Here is a 15122-nt window from a genome sequence, read left to right on the forward strand (position 1 = left end):
AGCGGTACCCGCAAAACGGGGTGTTCGCGCCGATCAGGCCCGCCTTCCCCTGACAGTCTCGGCTGGCCAAATTTGGCGACGAATCCTTCGGGCGATACCATCAAATCCGTGAAGCTTCACATACTTAAGTCGTGGTCCGGCCTCGGACTGGAAGGTTGAGAAACGCGCCCCGACGATGCAAGCTGCTGTCAAGAACCATGGTTCGGGACGGAGGAAGAATGTCAGACGCGCGCCCCTCGGCGGAAACCGATCCTGGTCTCGCCGTACGCGACCTGAGCTTTCATTATGGCGCCAAGGCGGCTTTGGATGCTGTCTCTTTTGACGTGTCGGCGGGGATGTTCTGCGGTCTGCTCGGTCCGAATGGGGCCGGAAAATCTACACTGGTGTCGCTGCTCACGCGATTGCTTGTGGCGCCGGACGGTGAAATCACGGTCGCGGGCCATGATCTGCGCCAATCCCCACGCAAGGCGCTGGCAAAGCTTGGCGTGGTCTTTCAGCAACCGACACTGGATCTGGGTTTGACGGTGCGCCAGAACATGGCCTATTTCGCAGCTCTGCATGGGTTGTCGCGATCCGAAGTCCCTGGCCGTATCGATGCGGCGCTGGATCGGCTGAACATGCGCGACCGCGCCGGGGAACGAGTGCGCGATCTCAATGGCGGTCATCGCCGCCGGATGGAACTGGCTCGTGCCCTGCTGCACGAACCTTCGGTGTTGCTGTTGGACGAACCGACCGTTGGGCTTGATGCCGCGGCTCGGCACGCGATAACCGACCATGTGCACGACCTGGCGGAACAGGGGCTGTGCGTCTTGTGGGCCACGCATCTGACAGATGAAATGCGCGACGACGACCAGCTGCTGGTTCTTCATCGCGGTCAGATTCTTGCCAGTGGGCAGGTGGGCCGCCTGCGGGGGGATCAAACACTGTCCGATTGGTTCCTGTCCCGAACCGAGGTCCCGACATGAACGGATTCCTGGGAGTCGCCCGCGCCATCATCGGACGCGAGTTTCTGCGTTTCATCCATCAACGCGAACGATTTCTGGCAGCCCTGGTCCGGCCAATGGTTTGGCTTTTGATCTTCGCAGCAGGGTTTCGCGCGGCCCTCGGCCTGTCGATCATTCCACCCTACCAGACCTATATCACTTACGAGACCTATATCGTCCCCGGCCTGTGTGCTATGGTTCTGTTGTTCAATGGGATGCAAAGCTCGCTCAGCCTTGTCTACGACCGCGAGATGGGCTCGATGCGCCTTCTGCTGACCAGCTCGTTCCCGCGCTGGTGGCTTTTGTTCTGCCGTCTGCTGGGATCAACGGCGATATCCATCCTGCAAGTCTATACGTTTCTCGCATTGGCCGCTGTGTTCGGCATTGTACTGCCGTTACCCGGTTATGTCGCGGTTTTGCCGGGGCTGGTTCTGGGTGGTCTGATGCTGGGCGCGCTGGGGCTGGTGCTGTCCAGTTTCATCAAGCAGCTGGAGAATTTTGCCGGGGTGATGAACTTTGTCATCTTCCCGATGTTCTTCCTGTCCTCCGCCCTTTATCCGCTGTGGAAAATGGCTGAAAGCTCGCCATTGCTGCGTGATATCTGTGCGCTCAATCCTTTCACGCATGTGGTCGAGTTGATCCGGTTTCTGCTTTACTTGCAGATCAACTGGGGGGCCCTGCTGTGGGTTCTGGCGTCAACCGCGATACTGAGCGCGATCGCCGTTTGGGGGTACGAACCGGCCCGGGGCCTGATGAGGCGGAAATCATGACGGCCGCGCCACAAACCGCAAAGCGGAGTCTGCTTCTGAAAACACGCTTGGGCCTTGGGGCCGTTGTGCTGGGATCAGGCACCCTGCTGGCGGCAGCAATCCTTTACTTCGGGATGCAGACCGTCGCCAGCCGCCTGGAAACGGCACTGGCATCGGAAACCCGCATGGCACGATATGCTGCTCTGTCGACCCAGGCGGCCACATTTCTTGTGATCGCAACCGAGTCGATACAGACCGGCCAAACGGTCGAGTCTCGACTCGATCGCCTTTCGCCGATCCAAGACCAAATTGGGGCAACGTTTCTGAACCTTCGTTCCGATGTGGAAGATGCCGTTGCCGCGGTTCAATCCCTGGGGCTGGACGAACAATCGCGATACGGAACCCAATCCCTGGGTCTGGCCAGAATGGAGGCGCTGCTGGCCAGCACGCTGGAAGGGCTAGCCGACGCAGACGCCGATCAGGCCCAGCTCCGTGCCTATGTCGACTCGTTTGCGTCGGCGTTTGATCCCCTTCTCAGCCAGGCGGTGAATACCGAGGTACTGTTTCGAAACTCCGTCATGGCGGGAATCGAAAGGACCCGCTGGGTTCTGACCTGGGCGGCACTGGCACTGGCACTGTTCGCCTTGCTCAGCACGGCGTGGTTCTATTTTGGCCTGGTGCGACCGCAGTTCTCTCGTCTGGATCGGCTGCGCAACGCGGCGGTTCAGGTCGGCCGATCCGAATTCGCAATTTCGCTGCCTCAAACCCGCAATGATGAGATCGGCCAGTTATATGGCGAGACCAACCGCATGGCCGCTGCATTGAGAAAACGCCAGGCCGAGGTTGACGCAGAATGGGCCCGGTTGAACGAGACCATTGCCCAGCGAACCCGCGAACTGAGCGCTGCAAATGAGTCCCTGTCCAAGATCGACGAAAACCGGCGCCGCTTTTTTGCTGATGTCAGTCACGAACTGCGCACACCGCTGACGGTCATCATGATGGAAGCTCAGATAGGCCAGAGGGATAACCAGACCGCGCCAGAGGCGTTGGCAACAATCGAAAGCAGCGCCGCAAAACTGAACCAGAGAATCGATGATTTGCTGCGCGTCGCCCGTTCCGAAACCGGTGAGCTGGCTCTGGAACCAACCAACGTTGCACTATGCGATCTGATGCAAACAGTTGTGAGCGACATTCAACCTGAAATCGACGGCGCCGACATGCAGCTTGAAACGGGCGACTTCCCGGATTGTTCGTTGCACTGTGACCTGAACTGGATTCGTCAGGTCCTGCTCAGTCTGATACGCAATGCGATCCGACATGCGCGGGACGGAAAGGCGTTGTTGCTCTCCGGTCAATCGGTTGATGGTGGCGTTCAAATACAGCTGACCGATAACGGCCCCGGAATTCCCGACGGTGCCCAAACCCGGATCTTCGAGCGGTTTGTACAAGGAGGGGCAGCAAACAGTCAGGGTTTCGGTGTCGGGCTGGCACTGGCCAGGTGGGTTATAGAGGCCCATGAAGGAACCATTTCGGTGGCAAGCCCGGTTCCGCGTGAAGACGCCTTGGGATCAAATGCCGGTACAAATGTCTGCATTCGACTACCTCTGGCGGAGGCATAGAAAAATGGTCTCCAGACTGCTGATCATAGATGACGACCCCAGAATCACGTCGGCCCTTGTCCGGGGCCTGTCGCTGCACGGCTACTCAGCCGAGGCTGAAAACCGCGCCGACCAAGGGTTGGAGCGGTTGAAAAGCGGTGTATTCTCGGGCGCGATTGTCGATGTCATGCTGGGAACCGACAGTGGTATCGAACTGGTCCGGGCCGCGCGTCTTGCCGGGGTCGGAATCCCGATATTGATGTTGTCTGCCCTTTCCGATGTCGATCATCGTGCCGCCGGGCTTGAAGCCGGGGCCGATGATTACGTCATTAAGCCGTTCAGCTTTGATGAGCTTGTCGCCCGGTTGCAGGTACAGGAACAACGCGTGCTGTCTCAGCGCCCGGACCCCGCGCGCCTGTCGTCGCGGGACAGAACACTTTCGATCCGCGAGACACGCATTGCGCTCACCGAACGTGAATTCGAACTGCTCACACTGCTCAACAGCAAGGCCGGATCGCCAATATCCCGAGGAGAACTGTTTGACACGCTCTGGTCACAGGACGGGTCCAGTAACGAAAACGTGGTGGACGTCTACATCGGATATCTGAGAAAGAAATTGGGGTCGGATGATTTTGGATTTGAAATCAAAACCATACGCAATCAAGGCTTCTGCCTTCAGGGAACTGCTCCACTGTCAGATGACGCCTGAGTACCGACCAAAGTCTAAATCCTTCTTATGAATTAAGAGTCGCACGGGCGCATGAGACCTGCCACATTGCTCGCAAGCACATTCTAGGAGGAGGACCCTGATATGGCTTGGAACAGACCTGTTATTCGCGAAATCGAATGCGGCATGGAAATCAACATGTACGGCCCCGATCATGACGATGAGCGCGGTGGCGGCCTGATTTGATCAGCTGCAAGCGCCAACATTAAATGACGTTGCGCGCAATAATACTTGGGGCCGCTGCTGGCGGCGGCCTTCCGCAATGGAATTGCGGATGTGAAAACTGCAATCTGGCCCGAAGCGGACATATCCCGGCGCAGACGCAATCATCACTCGCGGTCTCACCCGATGGCCAGAACTGGGCCATCCTGAACGCGTCTCCGGATATTCGAACGCAGATCGGCAATACGCCTGTCCTGTATCCGTCCGGGTTGCGAGAGGTGCCGATTCAATCGGTGCTGGTGACAAATGGTGACATCGACCATGTGGCCGGCTTGCTGACGCTGCGCGAGATGCAGCCATTCACGCTGTTTGCAACCCAGAGCATTCAGGACGTCATCGCGCAGAACCCGATTTTCGACGCCTTGAACGCCTCGGTCGTGACTCGCGCGTCGATCTCGTTGAATCAGACGTTCGATCTGGTTCCCGGCTTGCAGGCAACATTGTTTCCGGTGCCCGGCAAAGTGCCTCTGTATCTGGAAGGGGAACATGTCGAAACCGAATTGGTTGGCGAACAAACCGTCGGAGTGGCGCTGAGCGCGCAGGGGAAGACGGCATATTACATACCGGGCTGTGCCGCATTGACGCCCGAGCTGCGCGCCCGACTTGACGAGGCCGATCTTTTGTTTTTCGACGGCACGCTTTGGCACGACACGGAAATGGTGCAGGCCGGGTTGGGTCAGAAAACGGGCAAGCGCATGGGCCATATGTCGATGGACGGCCCCGATGGATCGATCGCTGGTTTCGCCGATATGAAAATCGGCCGGAAAGTGTTCATCCACATGAACAACACCAATCCGGTTCTGCGCCCCGACAGCGCCGAGAACGCCCGGGCAAGGGCGAAAGGCTGGACGATAGGCCAGGATGGCATGGAGATAACGCTATGACCCAAAGCCGAAAAGAGTTCGAGGCCCGACTTCGTCAGATCGGAGCCGAGCGTTACCACGACCTTCATCCGTTTCATCATCGCCTGCACGGTGGTCAATGCACGCCTGACGAAGTGCGGGCTTGGGTGATCAACCGCTACTATTATCAGCATTCCATCCCGATGAAGGACGCCGCCTTCATGTCGCGTGTAGAAGATCCTGCGCTGCGCCGAGCCTGGCGGTCGCGGATCGAAGATCATGACGGCACGGAAGACAACGAAGGTGGTATCCGGCGCTGGTTGCGACTGGCCGAAGCCGTCGGTCTGGATCCGGGCTATGTCGCCTCATGCGACGGCGTATTGCCTGCCACCAGATTTGCGGTGGACGCTTACGTGCGATACGTCCGCGAAAAATCGTTGCTGGAAGCGGTTGCGGCCTCACTCACTGAATTGTTTGCTCCCAAGATTCATGCCAACAGGATCGAAGGCCTGCTTCGGCATTACGATTTTGCGGATGACAGCTCGCTTGCCTATTTCCGCAACCGCCTGAAAGAAGCCCCCAAGGATGTGGCCTTTGGTCTGGCATGGGTATTGGATCATGCCGACACCGCTGAAAAACAGGACGCGGCAGCCAAGGCACTGATATTCAAAACCGATGTCCTCTGGTCGCAGCTGGATGCCCTGTGGGGCGCCTATGTCGAACCTGCCCGAATTCCTCCGGGGGCATGGAAGCCGGACACCGGTTTACGGATGCGGCAGGCGTCGTAATGTTGGCGCAGGAGGTCCCCTTGCTACCGCGTGGTGTCCGCATCCATTTCGATTCCGTGCGAGAACAATGGGTTCTGCTGGCACCTGAACGGGCCGTGACGTTGGATCAGATCGGACATGCGATTCTGAGCGAAGTTGACGGCCAACGCAGCTTTGGTCAGATCACCGCGAGACTGTCCAGGAAATACAACGCCCCGGAAGAACAGATTGTCGAAGACAGCTCGGGGTTTCTGGATGCCCTTCGGGCCCGTCGCTTTCTGGATGTCATCTGATGCAGGTAAAACCCCCTCCCCCCATTGCCATGCTGGCCGAGCTGACGCACAGATGTCCGTTGTCCTGCCCCTATTGCTCCAACCCAGTCGAAATGGCCAAACTCGACAATGAAATGGATACCGAAAGCTGGGCACGTGTTTTCAGAGAAGCGGCGGCACTTGGTGTCTTGCAATTGCATCTGTCCGGTGGCGAACCCGCATCCCGCCGCGATCTGGTTGCGCTGGTCAATGCCGCGCGTGAGGCCGGGTTGTACACCAACCTGATCACGTCGGCGATCGGCCTGTCCGAGCGACGCCTGTATGAGCTGGACGAAGTCGGCCTGGACCATATCCAGCTTTCTCTTCAGGGCACCGACGCCGCGATGGCGGATAAGGTAGGCGGCTATCGCGGCGGGTTTGACCGCAAGATGAAAACGGTCGAATGGATCAAGAAGATCGGGTTTCCGCTGACCCTGAACTTCGTGCTGCACCGTCACAACGCCCACCAACTGCCGCGGGCGCTGGAACTGGCACAGGAGATGGGTGCCCGGCGGATCGAAGTTGCAACAGTGCAGTTCCACGGCTGGGCCTTGCGGAACAGGGATGCGTTGATGCCGACGCGGGAACAGGCGCAACAGGTGACGCGACAGGTGGCCGAGGCCAGGAAAGACCTCAAGGGGCAACTGGTCATCGATTATGTTCCAGCAGACTATCACGACGACTACCCCAAGCGATGCATGGGCGGCTGGGGGACAACCGGGCTGAACGTGGCGCCAGACGGTCAGGTTCTGCCCTGCCATGCGGCTCAGTCCATCCCGCATCTGACATTTGACCGGGTACAGGACAAACCGCTTGCGGATATCTGGTTCCATGGCAGCGCGTTCAATGCCTATCGCGGAACGGATTGGATGTCGGACCCGTGCAAAACCTGCGAACGCAAAACCATTGATTTTGGTGGCTGCCGCTGTCAGGCCATGGCCGTTATCGGAGACGCAAGCGCCACTGATCCGGTTTGCATCAAATCACCCCACCATCAGACCCTGCAAAACCAGGCAAACGAACATGCCGCCAAATCGGATGCACCCTTCACATATCGTACCGCACCCGGTGCGGCGAGAGAGCCTGCGGAATGACCCTATCCAAGAACCGCACCGCTGGGCCCGGGTACCAGGGTCAGGATCCGGTCGGAAAGCCGCCGTGCTTCGGGTTTGGAATGCGTCACGAACAGGGTCGCCGGGCGATGCCGCGTGATGAGGTCCTCGGTCAGAGTCAGCATCGTCTCGGCCGTTTCGGTATCCAGTGATACAAAAGGCTCGTCCATAATCAGAAATTCAGGCTGCCCGGCAAAGGCGCGCGCCAGAGAAAGCCGGCGCTGCTGACCCAATGACAATTGACCGGGAAACAAATCCCCCTTTCCGTCCAGGCCGACGTCTGACAGCGCGGCGTCAATGTCAGCCTTCGACAGGTCACCATGGATCAGGGCGAGATTATCGAAAGCCGAACGCCATGGCAGCAAAGTGGGTTCCTGAAACACAATGGCAAGCCGATCCGGCCGCACGATTTGGCCTTCGAAATCCGGGTCAATGCCTGCCACCAATCGCAGCAGCGTCGTCTTTCCGATGCCCGATGGTCCGGTCAGCGCGACCGTTTCCCCAGCGGCGATGTCAAATGCAATGGGGCCCAGAACGGCGTGGTGTTCAAAGCGCTTCCTTTGGATGTCAATTCGGATCATGCAGTTCTCCACCGTCGAGCATTGCGCTCCAAAGGTTGAAGAACCAGCCATTCGACAACCAGCATGACAGCAATGAACGAAAACGCGTAGACCAGCACCATTGCCACATCGAACAGCTGAAAATACAAATGGATCTGAAACCCGACACCGGATGAGCGCCCAAGAAACTCGACCACGAGGACGATTTTCCAGATCAGAGAAAGCCCGGACCGTGCGGCAGCTGCGATAAACGGGGCAAGCTGCGGCAGGATCACATGGCGCTGTCGCCTTTGCCACGGCATCCGGTAGACCCGTGCCAACGCATCCAGATCCGGGCTCAGCGCCCGGCCGCCCTCTCGGAGGATCGTTGCGACATTGGGGATTTTGTTCAGCGTAACCGCCGTGATCGCCGCAGCCTCGGTCAATCCGATCCAGAGGTAGCACAGCACGATCAGAACCAGCGCGGGCAGGTTCAGGAAGACAACCAGCCATGGATCAAGCCAGCGGTTCAGCGCATCCGATCGCCCCATGGCCAGGCCAATGATCGTTCCCAATGTCATCGCCAGCACGAAGGCCCAGATCACGCGGGACAGGGTCGCGCCAAGGCTGCGCAGCAACTCTCCTGATGCAAGCTCTTGATGAAACCGGGGGATCAGGTCCCAGGGTTGCGGCAGTATCTGAGGGTCTGCGGTCAGCGACGCCGCAACAATCCACAGCGCCACAAGGCCTGCGATAGACAAAAGCGGCGTGAGGCGCGCGTTTTGCATCTGATCCTATTCCACGTCAGCAAAAAGACCCTGTGGCACTGTCGTCGCAGCGCCCACCAGTTCAGCCCCGCCCAATTCGGCCATAAGTTCCAGCATCCTGTTGGCCGCGACCGCATCTACCGGGCGGCGATCGGGAATACCGGCGATCCAATCGAGCTTGACTTGTTCAAACTGTGCATCGGACTTGACGTTCATCCGCGGTCTGATCGCCTCCCATGCCTTGGGCGAATTGGCCAGCAGGTCCTTGGCGTCGCGGCTGGCGGCAAACAGGCTTTGCGCAAGGTCGGGGTGTTCGTTCAGAAAACTCTCTTTCAGGTAATAGCCCAGCAAGGGCGTATTGGTGTCGAGCCCCAAGGCCTGCCCGGCATCCTCAACCGAGATCAGTTCTTTCATGCCGGACGCTTTCATCTTGGCCAGGAAATGCCAGAAATTGATCGCCCCGGCATAATCGCCGTTCAAAGCAGATTTGAAGATCAGAGGCGGCGCACCGAACACCTGTTCGGTGTCGGCTTTCAAGTCCATCCCGTATTCCTTTGCTGCATAGGCGCGCAGGATCAGCCAGGATTTATCCAGCGGTCCACCCGCGATGCCGATCTTGCCGCCCGACAGGTCCTTCAAACTGGTTGCCGGGCTGTCAGCGGGCACAACCACCCCGCCCACGGCTTTGGAATAAGGGATGAACACATAGTCCTTGCCGGCAGCCCTTTGACGCGCAACCCAAATCCAGTCGGCAACTGCCAAATCAGCCTCATCCCCCTCGACCGCGATACGCGTCGCGCCATTGTCGGCAAACGGTTGAACATCAAGGACAAAGCCATGTTTCCGATCCAGACCGTTCCGGCGAATGGTCTCAAGCTCCCAATTCACCGTTCCGATCTTGAGTACGGCCGCGCGAATGGTCGGCAGGGTCTCGGCGGCCAAAGCCCCCGAACTGAGTGCAAATGCAAGGCCCGCGGCAAGAAGTTTTAACATGACCCGATCCCGTTTAATCGCTATTCCGCCTTTCGGCTGATTTCATTCAAGTCTTTGTCCAGTTTGATGTCGAACTGGTTGCCGCCCTTGCAGATGACATCGTCCAGATCATAACCATCATCTTCAACCTCGATGTCATCCGGGTCCATCTGACACTCGACAGAGACAAGATAGGCCTCGATCTTTGCCACCGTTTCGGCGTCAATGTCGTCGGCGAAAGCCGGGGCCGCCAGAAGCCCGACGGTTATCAACATTCCAAATCTTTTCATGACGTTATCTCTCCGTTACTGAATACTCACCGTAATGCGTTGCGTGTCACCGGTGGAACCGGGGATGCGAATTTCATGACTGCCGGGTTTGATCGCGATAAACGACAATTCGGCGACGCCGGCCTTGTCAAACTCGATGCTGTCCACCGCCATAGGACGGATCTCGATCTTGTTTATCACGATCTCATTCATCCAGATCGCGCGAAAGAAAGACGGCCCCTCGATGGCCAATTCCGCCGAACCGTCAGCGGTGATCTCAAGCTTGTAATACGCGCCGGATTGCAGAACCACGTCCTCACCCAACGGTTGCCCCGAAGCAAGCGTCAGCTTGATGGTTTCCCCGCGGTTGCATTTCGCCAGAAGCCCGGCAAATCCCAGATCATCGCAAAGAGGTGCCGCCGATATCGGCCCACCGAGCGCCGCGACCATGGCCGCGATCATAAGTTTCTTCATTCCTGTCCCTCCCAGAACTTCAGTCAATGGTCACCACACCCCAGGGCTGTTGCCCGACCTGCACCGATTTGATCGCCTTTTCAGAGGCGACATCGATGATGGTGATGTCGTTTGAATTGCCATTCGTGGTCAGCAGATATTTTTCGTCCGGTGTGAAGTCCAACTGCCAGACCCGCTGCCCCACCAAGATATAGTCCAGCACTTCAAGACTTTGCGCGTCAACGACGGCAACCCGGTTTGCGGGCCCCAAAGCAACGAACAGGCGTTTGCCATCCGATGTCACCTTGGCACCGACAGGCTGCAACCATTCCGGCTGCACGCCCGCTACTTCGAAGCTGATCTTGCCGACAACCGTCGGCGTTCCGTCTTCTGCAATATCCATGACCGTGACGGTTCCGCCGATTTCCGATGTCACGAACAGGCGCTTTCCATCCGCTGTATACTGGGCATAGCGCGGGCGCTGGTCGACCAGGACATTATGCTTGATGGAATAATCCTCGGTGGAAATGAAATGCGCCATGTTCGTGGTCTCGGACGTGTTGACCACGAACTTGGCATCGGGGCTGATCCCCATGCCCTCGGGCTCGACGCCGACCGGAACCTCGGCCAGAATGGTGCGTGTTTCAGTGTCCGTGACCGTCACCAGATTGTCGTCCTCATTGGCGATATAGAGCCGCTTGCCCGAGGGTTCGAGAATGAAAAGCTCGGGGTCCGGACCAGAGGGCAAACTGGGAAGTTCTTCATAGGTTTCCGTATCAAATACCCGGATGATATTGTCATCCGAGGCACAGACATACAGCGTGCCGCCATCCGGACTGACGGTGATCCCGCGCGGTCGGTTGCCGCCTGGAAATTCGGTGATCACCTCCCAGGTTTCGGTATCAACCACGGTAATCGTATTGCCCCGCTCGTTCGAGACAAAAGCCTTGCCCGCAAACACGGGACCCGCGGTCAGCGCAGCACAGGCAACAGTCAACAAAAGTCGTTTCATCAATACCTCCGGTTACTCAAATGCGCGACAGCTGGATTCCGCCCGATCCAATCCCATCGTATCGAGCGGTGAGACCTGGTGCAGAAACCCCTCTTGCGGACTGACGCTGACAGTGATCGACCCGTCATACAGAAGGATCGGCTGACGCAACTGCCCGTTCCATTCGCGGAATGTCACTTTCTGTCCTTTGAATGCGGCAAGCTCAAACTCGTCCGACAGAGCATAATCCCGAACACCTTCGGGCTCTGCCGTACTGGCGCGGGTCACGGCCTCGCCGATCACGCGCAGTGCAAGCCAGGTGTTGTAGTCTTCGGGGCGGACATAACGGCCTGTCAGATCCTCGAAACGGGTCTGGAACTGGGTCGCGCCCCATGCCTCATGCGCGCCGTGAAACGTCGTCGGACGCAAGCCGCCTGACCCCATCACCGGGCGCGGAGTCCAAAGGTGATAGGACAGATAGCGCGCGAAATAATCAGTTTCGTCTGCGGCAATCACAACGTCATGGTCTCGCGCATCTTGCGTGTCCAGTGGCAATTGGCGCTGAACAAGGACATGACCTGAATCCGTTCTACGAGACCCACCGGTATCCGCAAAGGTTCGATCTTCTGCAATCTTCGCGCCGAACTTTTTGGCTGCGCGGCGATACGCGTCTGCAAGCTGGACATCCTCGGGGTTGGATCCGGCCAACAGGAACCAGTCGCCCCATTTCTTCCAGACGGCAAACTGTGCAACCGCATCGGCCTTCATGGCGCGGGACGGGGCGATATGAAGCAGGTTGCCCCGGCAGTTTGCGTCGCGAAGATCGACATCAGGTGCAGACACGTTGAAAACAAGCGCCCCGGACTCTGCCGCCTTGTCCGTCAGGCGCAACATGTCAGGCGCTTTGGCCAAAAGGACGATCAGGCGCACGCCTCCGGCAAGGATCTGGTCCATTGCGGCGTCAGCCTCTTCCGGCAGAACGGCCATCGTGATGGTCTCGTAGGTATGTCCCAGAAATCCGCCCGTGGTTCCGTTATCCTCATCCCCAAGCGCGGCACCGGTAAACCCCAGGTCGTCCGGTTTCAGATCATATCGCGAGATCGGCAGAAGCGACGGATAGTCGATTCGCAGCACTGCAGCCTTCACATCCAGCGCCGCGGCGTTCATCGCGGATGCACACCAAAGAAGCGCCGCAAGCAGCGGCAGCAGGCGAGTATTCAAGATGTCCTCCCGTTGCCTGAAAGTCAGAGTTCAGATTGAAACACCCGGAGCATAGCGCCCCGAAAAACGGAACCGATACTTTTGGCCGTGTTGTAAAACAAAGCCTATCAGCTTCATCATTGAGCTCGATTCTTATTTTATAAGAATGCGCGTATACGGTTGATCTTACTGCGGTTTCCCGCGACACCCGCCGATTTTTCAGGGAGTGTGACGGGTGACTGGCGAGGTGCGCCCGGCCGTCAGGTCTGACAGAAGAAACGCCGCGAGCGCGCAGCGTCTGCCAACGCTCTGCGCATTCAGGGAGGACATGGAATGCATCGACGATTTCTTCTTGCCGCAACCGCCGCTCTGCTGGTTCCGGGTCTGGTTTGGGCCCACGGGCCGACCCGGCAGAAAGTCACGCTGACTGCCGAGGTCGCAGCCTCACCAGAGGAAGTCTGGGCCGTTGTCGGGAACTTTGATGACATGTCGTGGCATCCGGCTGTGTTTGCGACCGAAGGAAACGGCGGCAACGAGGTCGATGCGACCCGATTGCTGACACTTGGCCAGGAAGGCGGTCCGACGATCAATGAAATTCTGTACAAGTACAGCGCGGAAAAAATGAGCTACTCCTACCGGATCACCGAGGTCGCGGTAGAGGTGCTGCCTGTCACCAACTATTCGTCGCATCTGACGGTAAAACCGCGCGACGGAGGTGGTTCGATCATCGAATGGCGCGGTGCCTTCTATCGCGGGTATCCAAACAACGATCCTCCGGCCGAGTTGAATGACGAAGCCGCCATTGCCGCCGTGACCGGCGTCTATCAGGCGGGTCTCGACGCGTTGATCGAGCGGTTCGGTGCGGCAAGTTAGCCAACTGCTGATGTTGTTTTTGGCGCTCTCTGGCAGCCCGACACTGGCACAGACAGCATTCATCACCTGTCAGAACGGTGAGGAACTAAGCCGGATGGATCTTGCGCGGATGCAGGAAACGGCCCGCTGGCCCCTTCCTGGCAAGCCTGCGGGTGTGGCGGTTGGTCTGGATGAGACGCTGTTCACCGTGTCCCCGGACAGCAAGATGGTCAGGCGTTTGTCTGCCGAGACCGGTGAAACGATCGCACAAGTTACGCTTGAAGGGGGGCCGATTGGAATCGCACTGGATCAGGATCGCGGGCGGGTTTTCGTCTCGGACTGGTACAACGCCCGACTGTGGGTGCTGGACAGTGAAACTCTGAAAGTTCAATCCGAGTTGCCCACCGGAGCCGCCCCGGCGGGTATTGCGATGTCGAAAGACGGGCGTTTTCTGGCGTCGGCCGACAAGGACGCGGACCAGGTGTCGGTTTTCGATGCCGACACTCTTCAGCCTCTGCACCGCAGCCCGGTTGGATCACGCCCCTTCGGGCTGCGTTTTGACCCGGATGGGCGTCTGTTCGTCGGCAATGTCGGCAACAATGATGTCAGCGTGGTCGATGCGGAAACCGGCGCCGTTCTCGCAACGGTCCCGGTCGGGGAACGCCCGTACGGTATCGCTTTCGCCCACGGCCGGGCGTTCGTCACGAACCAATATGCCAATACGCTCAGCGTCATATCTCTGGAGACGCTCGAACATGAAGGCGTGGTTGATGTTGGAGAATACCCCGAAGGCATTGATGCGACGGCGGGCGAAGATCTTCTGGTCATCGCAAACTGGTTCGACAACACCGTCAGCATCGTGGACCCGCAGGCACTGTCAGTGGTAGAAACTATGGAAACCTGTGATGGGCCCCGTTCCTTTGGCAGGTTCCTGCAAGGAGGACGACCATGAAAGTTTCTCATCTGATTGCAGTCCTGTTCTGTGTGCTGGCGGCTCCGGTTTGGGCATCCAACGAGGCATGGGAAAATGTCCGAGCGATGTTGTATGGCGACCGACTGATGCAAAACGGAGATGCGTTCATCGCGATTGATGCCCCCTATCGCACGCCCGATGATGCGCGGGCTCAACTGGCGGCTCAGGTTGCGGCCCCTCAGGGGACGAAAGTGGCCAAGGTGACGTTGGTGCTGGACGAAAACCCGATGCCGGTTTCTGCCGTGTTCGAGTTGGAAGAACCATTGCCGGGTTTCTACTTCGACGTGACCATGCGCGTGAACGGCCCGACCCCGATGCATGTCATCGCCGAAACCACGGATGGCCGCCTTTGGGTATCGGAAACTTTCGTCAAAACCTCGGGCCTTGGCGCTTGCGCGGCACCTCCCGGAACTGATCCGGAACTGGCGTTGGCAAACCTTGGAACGATGGAGGCCGAACTGGTGGGCCGCGTCCCTGCGTTGAACACGCGGGCACGATTGTCCAGCCTGGGGGCGAACCGGGCCAACAAGATGGATCTGAACATTGATCACCCGTCGCATTCCGGAATGCAGATGGATCAGATTTCCCTGCTGTTCATCCCGATGCGATATGTAGAGACCGTGGATATAGATCTTGATGGCGCGGGGTATGTCCAGATGACGGGGTCGATTTCACTGTCCGAAAACCCAAGGGTCGGCATTTCCGTTCCAAGCAGGGCGCAAGCGGTTGACGTGACCATGACGGATACGGACGGCACGGTCAGTCACTTACACAAAAAACTGGCGGGTTTTTAGA

19 protein-coding genes are annotated in these 15122 nt (G+C 58.3%); 12 read left to right on the top strand and 7 right to left on the bottom strand.

What is annotated here, in order from left to right; all coding sequences use genetic code 11:
- Positions 1 to 218 precede the first annotated feature (218 nt).
- From GS611_RS15600 to pqqE, 9 genes are all read left to right on the top strand, one after another.
- A complete protein-coding gene (locus GS611_RS15600; protein WP_171637160.1) occupies positions 219 to 965 on the top strand; it encodes an ABC transporter ATP-binding protein in 747 nt (248 codons plus the stop codon).
- Complete coding sequence (locus GS611_RS15605; RefSeq protein ID WP_171637162.1) at positions 962 to 1753, top strand: ABC transporter permease; 792 nt, start codon at positions 962 to 964, stop codon at positions 1751 to 1753. Before GS611_RS15600 ends, GS611_RS15605 begins: the two co-directional genes overlap by 4 nt.
- The gene (locus GS611_RS15610; RefSeq protein WP_171637163.1) at positions 1750 to 3351 is read left to right on the top strand and encodes a HAMP domain-containing sensor histidine kinase; all 1602 of its coding nucleotides are present in this window, start codon (positions 1750 to 1752) and stop codon (positions 3349 to 3351) included. Before GS611_RS15605 ends, GS611_RS15610 begins: the two co-directional genes overlap by 4 nt.
- A 4-nt stretch (positions 3352 to 3355) precedes the next feature.
- Complete coding sequence (locus tag GS611_RS15615) at positions 3356 to 4039, top strand: response regulator transcription factor (protein WP_171637164.1); 684 nt, start codon at positions 3356 to 3358, stop codon at positions 4037 to 4039.
- Positions 4040 to 4141: 102 nt separating this feature from the next.
- A complete protein-coding gene (pqqA, locus tag GS611_RS15620) occupies positions 4142 to 4243 on the top strand; it encodes a pyrroloquinoline quinone precursor peptide PqqA (protein ID WP_117873022.1) in 102 nt (33 codons plus the stop codon).
- 23 nt (positions 4244 to 4266) lie between these two features.
- Positions 4267 to 5163 carry a pyrroloquinoline quinone biosynthesis protein PqqB gene (gene pqqB, locus GS611_RS15625; protein ID WP_171637165.1) on the top strand — a complete coding sequence of 299 codons (897 nt, stop codon included), beginning with the start codon at positions 4267 to 4269 and terminating at the stop codon, positions 5161 to 5163.
- Entirely contained in the window at positions 5160 to 5909 is a 750-nt protein-coding gene (pqqC, locus tag GS611_RS15630) for a pyrroloquinoline-quinone synthase PqqC (RefSeq protein ID WP_171637166.1), read from the top strand. Before pqqB ends, pqqC begins: the two co-directional genes overlap by 4 nt.
- Complete coding sequence (gene pqqD / locus GS611_RS15635) at positions 5909 to 6181, top strand: pyrroloquinoline quinone biosynthesis peptide chaperone PqqD (protein WP_171637167.1); 273 nt, start codon at positions 5909 to 5911, stop codon at positions 6179 to 6181. The genes pqqC and pqqD overlap by 1 nt, the downstream gene beginning before the upstream one ends.
- Positions 6181 to 7293 (top strand): pyrroloquinoline quinone biosynthesis protein PqqE, encoded by a 1113-nt coding sequence (gene pqqE, locus GS611_RS15640; protein ID WP_171637168.1) that lies wholly within the window; start codon positions 6181 to 6183, stop codon positions 7291 to 7293. Before pqqD ends, pqqE begins: the two co-directional genes overlap by 1 nt.
- Before the next feature lie 2 nt (positions 7294 to 7295).
- On the opposite strand, the gene GS611_RS15645 is transcribed toward pqqE, so the two are convergent.
- Genes GS611_RS15645 through GS611_RS15675 form a run of 7 tightly spaced genes read right to left on the bottom strand, consistent with a single transcriptional unit; the run spans position 7296 to position 12469 of the window.
- Entirely contained in the window at positions 7296 to 7892 is a 597-nt protein-coding gene (locus tag GS611_RS15645; RefSeq protein WP_171637170.1) for an ABC transporter ATP-binding protein, read from the bottom strand.
- Positions 7889 to 8638, bottom strand: coding sequence for an ABC transporter permease (locus GS611_RS15650; protein ID WP_171637172.1), 750 nt, complete (start codon positions 8636 to 8638; stop codon positions 7889 to 7891). The genes GS611_RS15645 and GS611_RS15650 overlap by 4 nt, the downstream gene beginning before the upstream one ends.
- 6 nt (positions 8639 to 8644) lie before the next feature.
- Positions 8645 to 9610, bottom strand: coding sequence for an ABC transporter substrate-binding protein (locus tag GS611_RS15655; RefSeq protein WP_171637174.1), 966 nt, complete (start codon positions 9608 to 9610; stop codon positions 8645 to 8647).
- Positions 9611 to 9630: 20 nt separating this feature from the next.
- A complete protein-coding gene (locus GS611_RS15660; RefSeq protein ID WP_171637177.1) occupies positions 9631 to 9879 on the bottom strand; it encodes a PepSY domain-containing protein in 249 nt (82 codons plus the stop codon).
- Positions 9880 to 9894: 15 nt separating this feature from the next.
- Complete coding sequence (locus GS611_RS15665) at positions 9895 to 10332, bottom strand: hypothetical protein (protein WP_171170174.1); 438 nt, start codon at positions 10330 to 10332, stop codon at positions 9895 to 9897.
- Between the two features lie 19 nt (positions 10333 to 10351).
- Positions 10352 to 11323 (bottom strand): YVTN family beta-propeller repeat protein, encoded by a 972-nt coding sequence (locus GS611_RS15670; protein WP_171205913.1) that lies wholly within the window; start codon positions 11321 to 11323, stop codon positions 10352 to 10354.
- 12 nt (positions 11324 to 11335) lie between these two features.
- Entirely contained in the window at positions 11336 to 12469 is a 1134-nt protein-coding gene (locus GS611_RS15675) for an ABC transporter substrate-binding protein (RefSeq protein ID WP_171637232.1), read from the bottom strand.
- 366 nt (positions 12470 to 12835) lie between these two features.
- On the opposite strand from GS611_RS15675, the gene GS611_RS15680 reads away from it, so the two are divergent.
- From GS611_RS15680 to GS611_RS15690, 3 genes are read left to right on the top strand one after another with little or no spacing between them, the layout of a single operon-like run.
- A complete protein-coding gene (locus GS611_RS15680; RefSeq protein WP_171637179.1) occupies positions 12836 to 13375 on the top strand; it encodes an SRPBCC family protein in 540 nt (179 codons plus the stop codon).
- Positions 13362 to 14306, top strand: a complete 945-nt coding sequence (locus GS611_RS15685; protein WP_371732278.1) for a YncE family protein — start codon at positions 13362 to 13364, stop codon at positions 14304 to 14306. Before GS611_RS15680 ends, GS611_RS15685 begins: the two co-directional genes overlap by 14 nt.
- Positions 14303 to 15121 carry a quinoprotein dehydrogenase-associated SoxYZ-like carrier gene (locus GS611_RS15690; protein ID WP_171637180.1) on the top strand — a complete coding sequence of 273 codons (819 nt, stop codon included), beginning with the start codon at positions 14303 to 14305 and terminating at the stop codon, positions 15119 to 15121. The genes GS611_RS15685 and GS611_RS15690 overlap by 4 nt, the downstream gene beginning before the upstream one ends.
- The last annotated feature ends 1 nt before the right edge of the window (position 15122 follow it).

Source organism: Ruegeria sp. HKCCD6119 (assembly GCF_013110585.1).
Lineage (GTDB): Bacteria > Pseudomonadota > Alphaproteobacteria > Rhodobacterales > Rhodobacteraceae > Ruegeria.

Bases quoted from the DNA above. Each gene is read 5' to 3' on its own strand.
- pqqC (WP_171637166.1), top strand. From the start codon at position 5,160: ATGACCCAAAGCCGAAAAGAGTTCGAGGCCCGACTTCGTCAGATCGGA.
- GS611_RS15690 (WP_171637180.1), top strand. From the start codon at position 14,303: ATGAAAGTTTCTCATCTGATTGCAGTCCTGTTCTGTGTGCTGGCGGCT.
- GS611_RS15660 (WP_171637177.1), bottom strand. From the start codon at position 9,879: ATGAAAAGATTTGGAATGTTGATAACCGTCGGGCTTCTGGCGGCCCCG.
- GS611_RS15655 (WP_171637174.1), bottom strand. From the start codon at position 9,610: ATGTTAAAACTTCTTGCCGCGGGCCTTGCATTTGCACTCAGTTCGGGG.
- GS611_RS15675 (WP_171637232.1), bottom strand. From the start codon at position 12,469: ATGAACGCCGCGGCGCTGGATGTGAAGGCTGCAGTGCTGCGAATCGAC.
- GS611_RS15665 (WP_171170174.1), bottom strand. From the start codon at position 10,332: ATGAAGAAACTTATGATCGCGGCCATGGTCGCGGCGCTCGGTGGGCCG.
- GS611_RS15600 (WP_171637160.1), top strand. From the start codon at position 219: ATGTCAGACGCGCGCCCCTCGGCGGAAACCGATCCTGGTCTCGCCGTA.
- GS611_RS15610 (WP_171637163.1), top strand. From the start codon at position 1,750: ATGACGGCCGCGCCACAAACCGCAAAGCGGAGTCTGCTTCTGAAAACA.
- GS611_RS15645 (WP_171637170.1), bottom strand. From the start codon at position 7,892: ATGATCCGAATTGACATCCAAAGGAAGCGCTTTGAACACCACGCCGTT.
- pqqE (WP_171637168.1), top strand. From the start codon at position 6,181: ATGCAGGTAAAACCCCCTCCCCCCATTGCCATGCTGGCCGAGCTGACG.
- pqqD (WP_171637167.1), top strand. From the start codon at position 5,909: ATGTTGGCGCAGGAGGTCCCCTTGCTACCGCGTGGTGTCCGCATCCAT.
- pqqA (WP_117873022.1), top strand. From the start codon at position 4,142: ATGGCTTGGAACAGACCTGTTATTCGCGAAATCGAATGCGGCATGGAA.
- GS611_RS15615 (WP_171637164.1), top strand. From the start codon at position 3,356: ATGGTCTCCAGACTGCTGATCATAGATGACGACCCCAGAATCACGTCG.
- GS611_RS15670 (WP_171205913.1), bottom strand. From the start codon at position 11,323: ATGAAACGACTTTTGTTGACTGTTGCCTGTGCTGCGCTGACCGCGGGT.
- pqqB (WP_171637165.1), top strand. From the start codon at position 4,267: ATGACGTTGCGCGCAATAATACTTGGGGCCGCTGCTGGCGGCGGCCTT.
- GS611_RS15680 (WP_171637179.1), top strand. From the start codon at position 12,836: ATGCATCGACGATTTCTTCTTGCCGCAACCGCCGCTCTGCTGGTTCCG.
- GS611_RS15650 (WP_171637172.1), bottom strand. From the start codon at position 8,638: ATGCAAAACGCGCGCCTCACGCCGCTTTTGTCTATCGCAGGCCTTGTG.
- GS611_RS15605 (WP_171637162.1), top strand. From the start codon at position 962: ATGAACGGATTCCTGGGAGTCGCCCGCGCCATCATCGGACGCGAGTTT.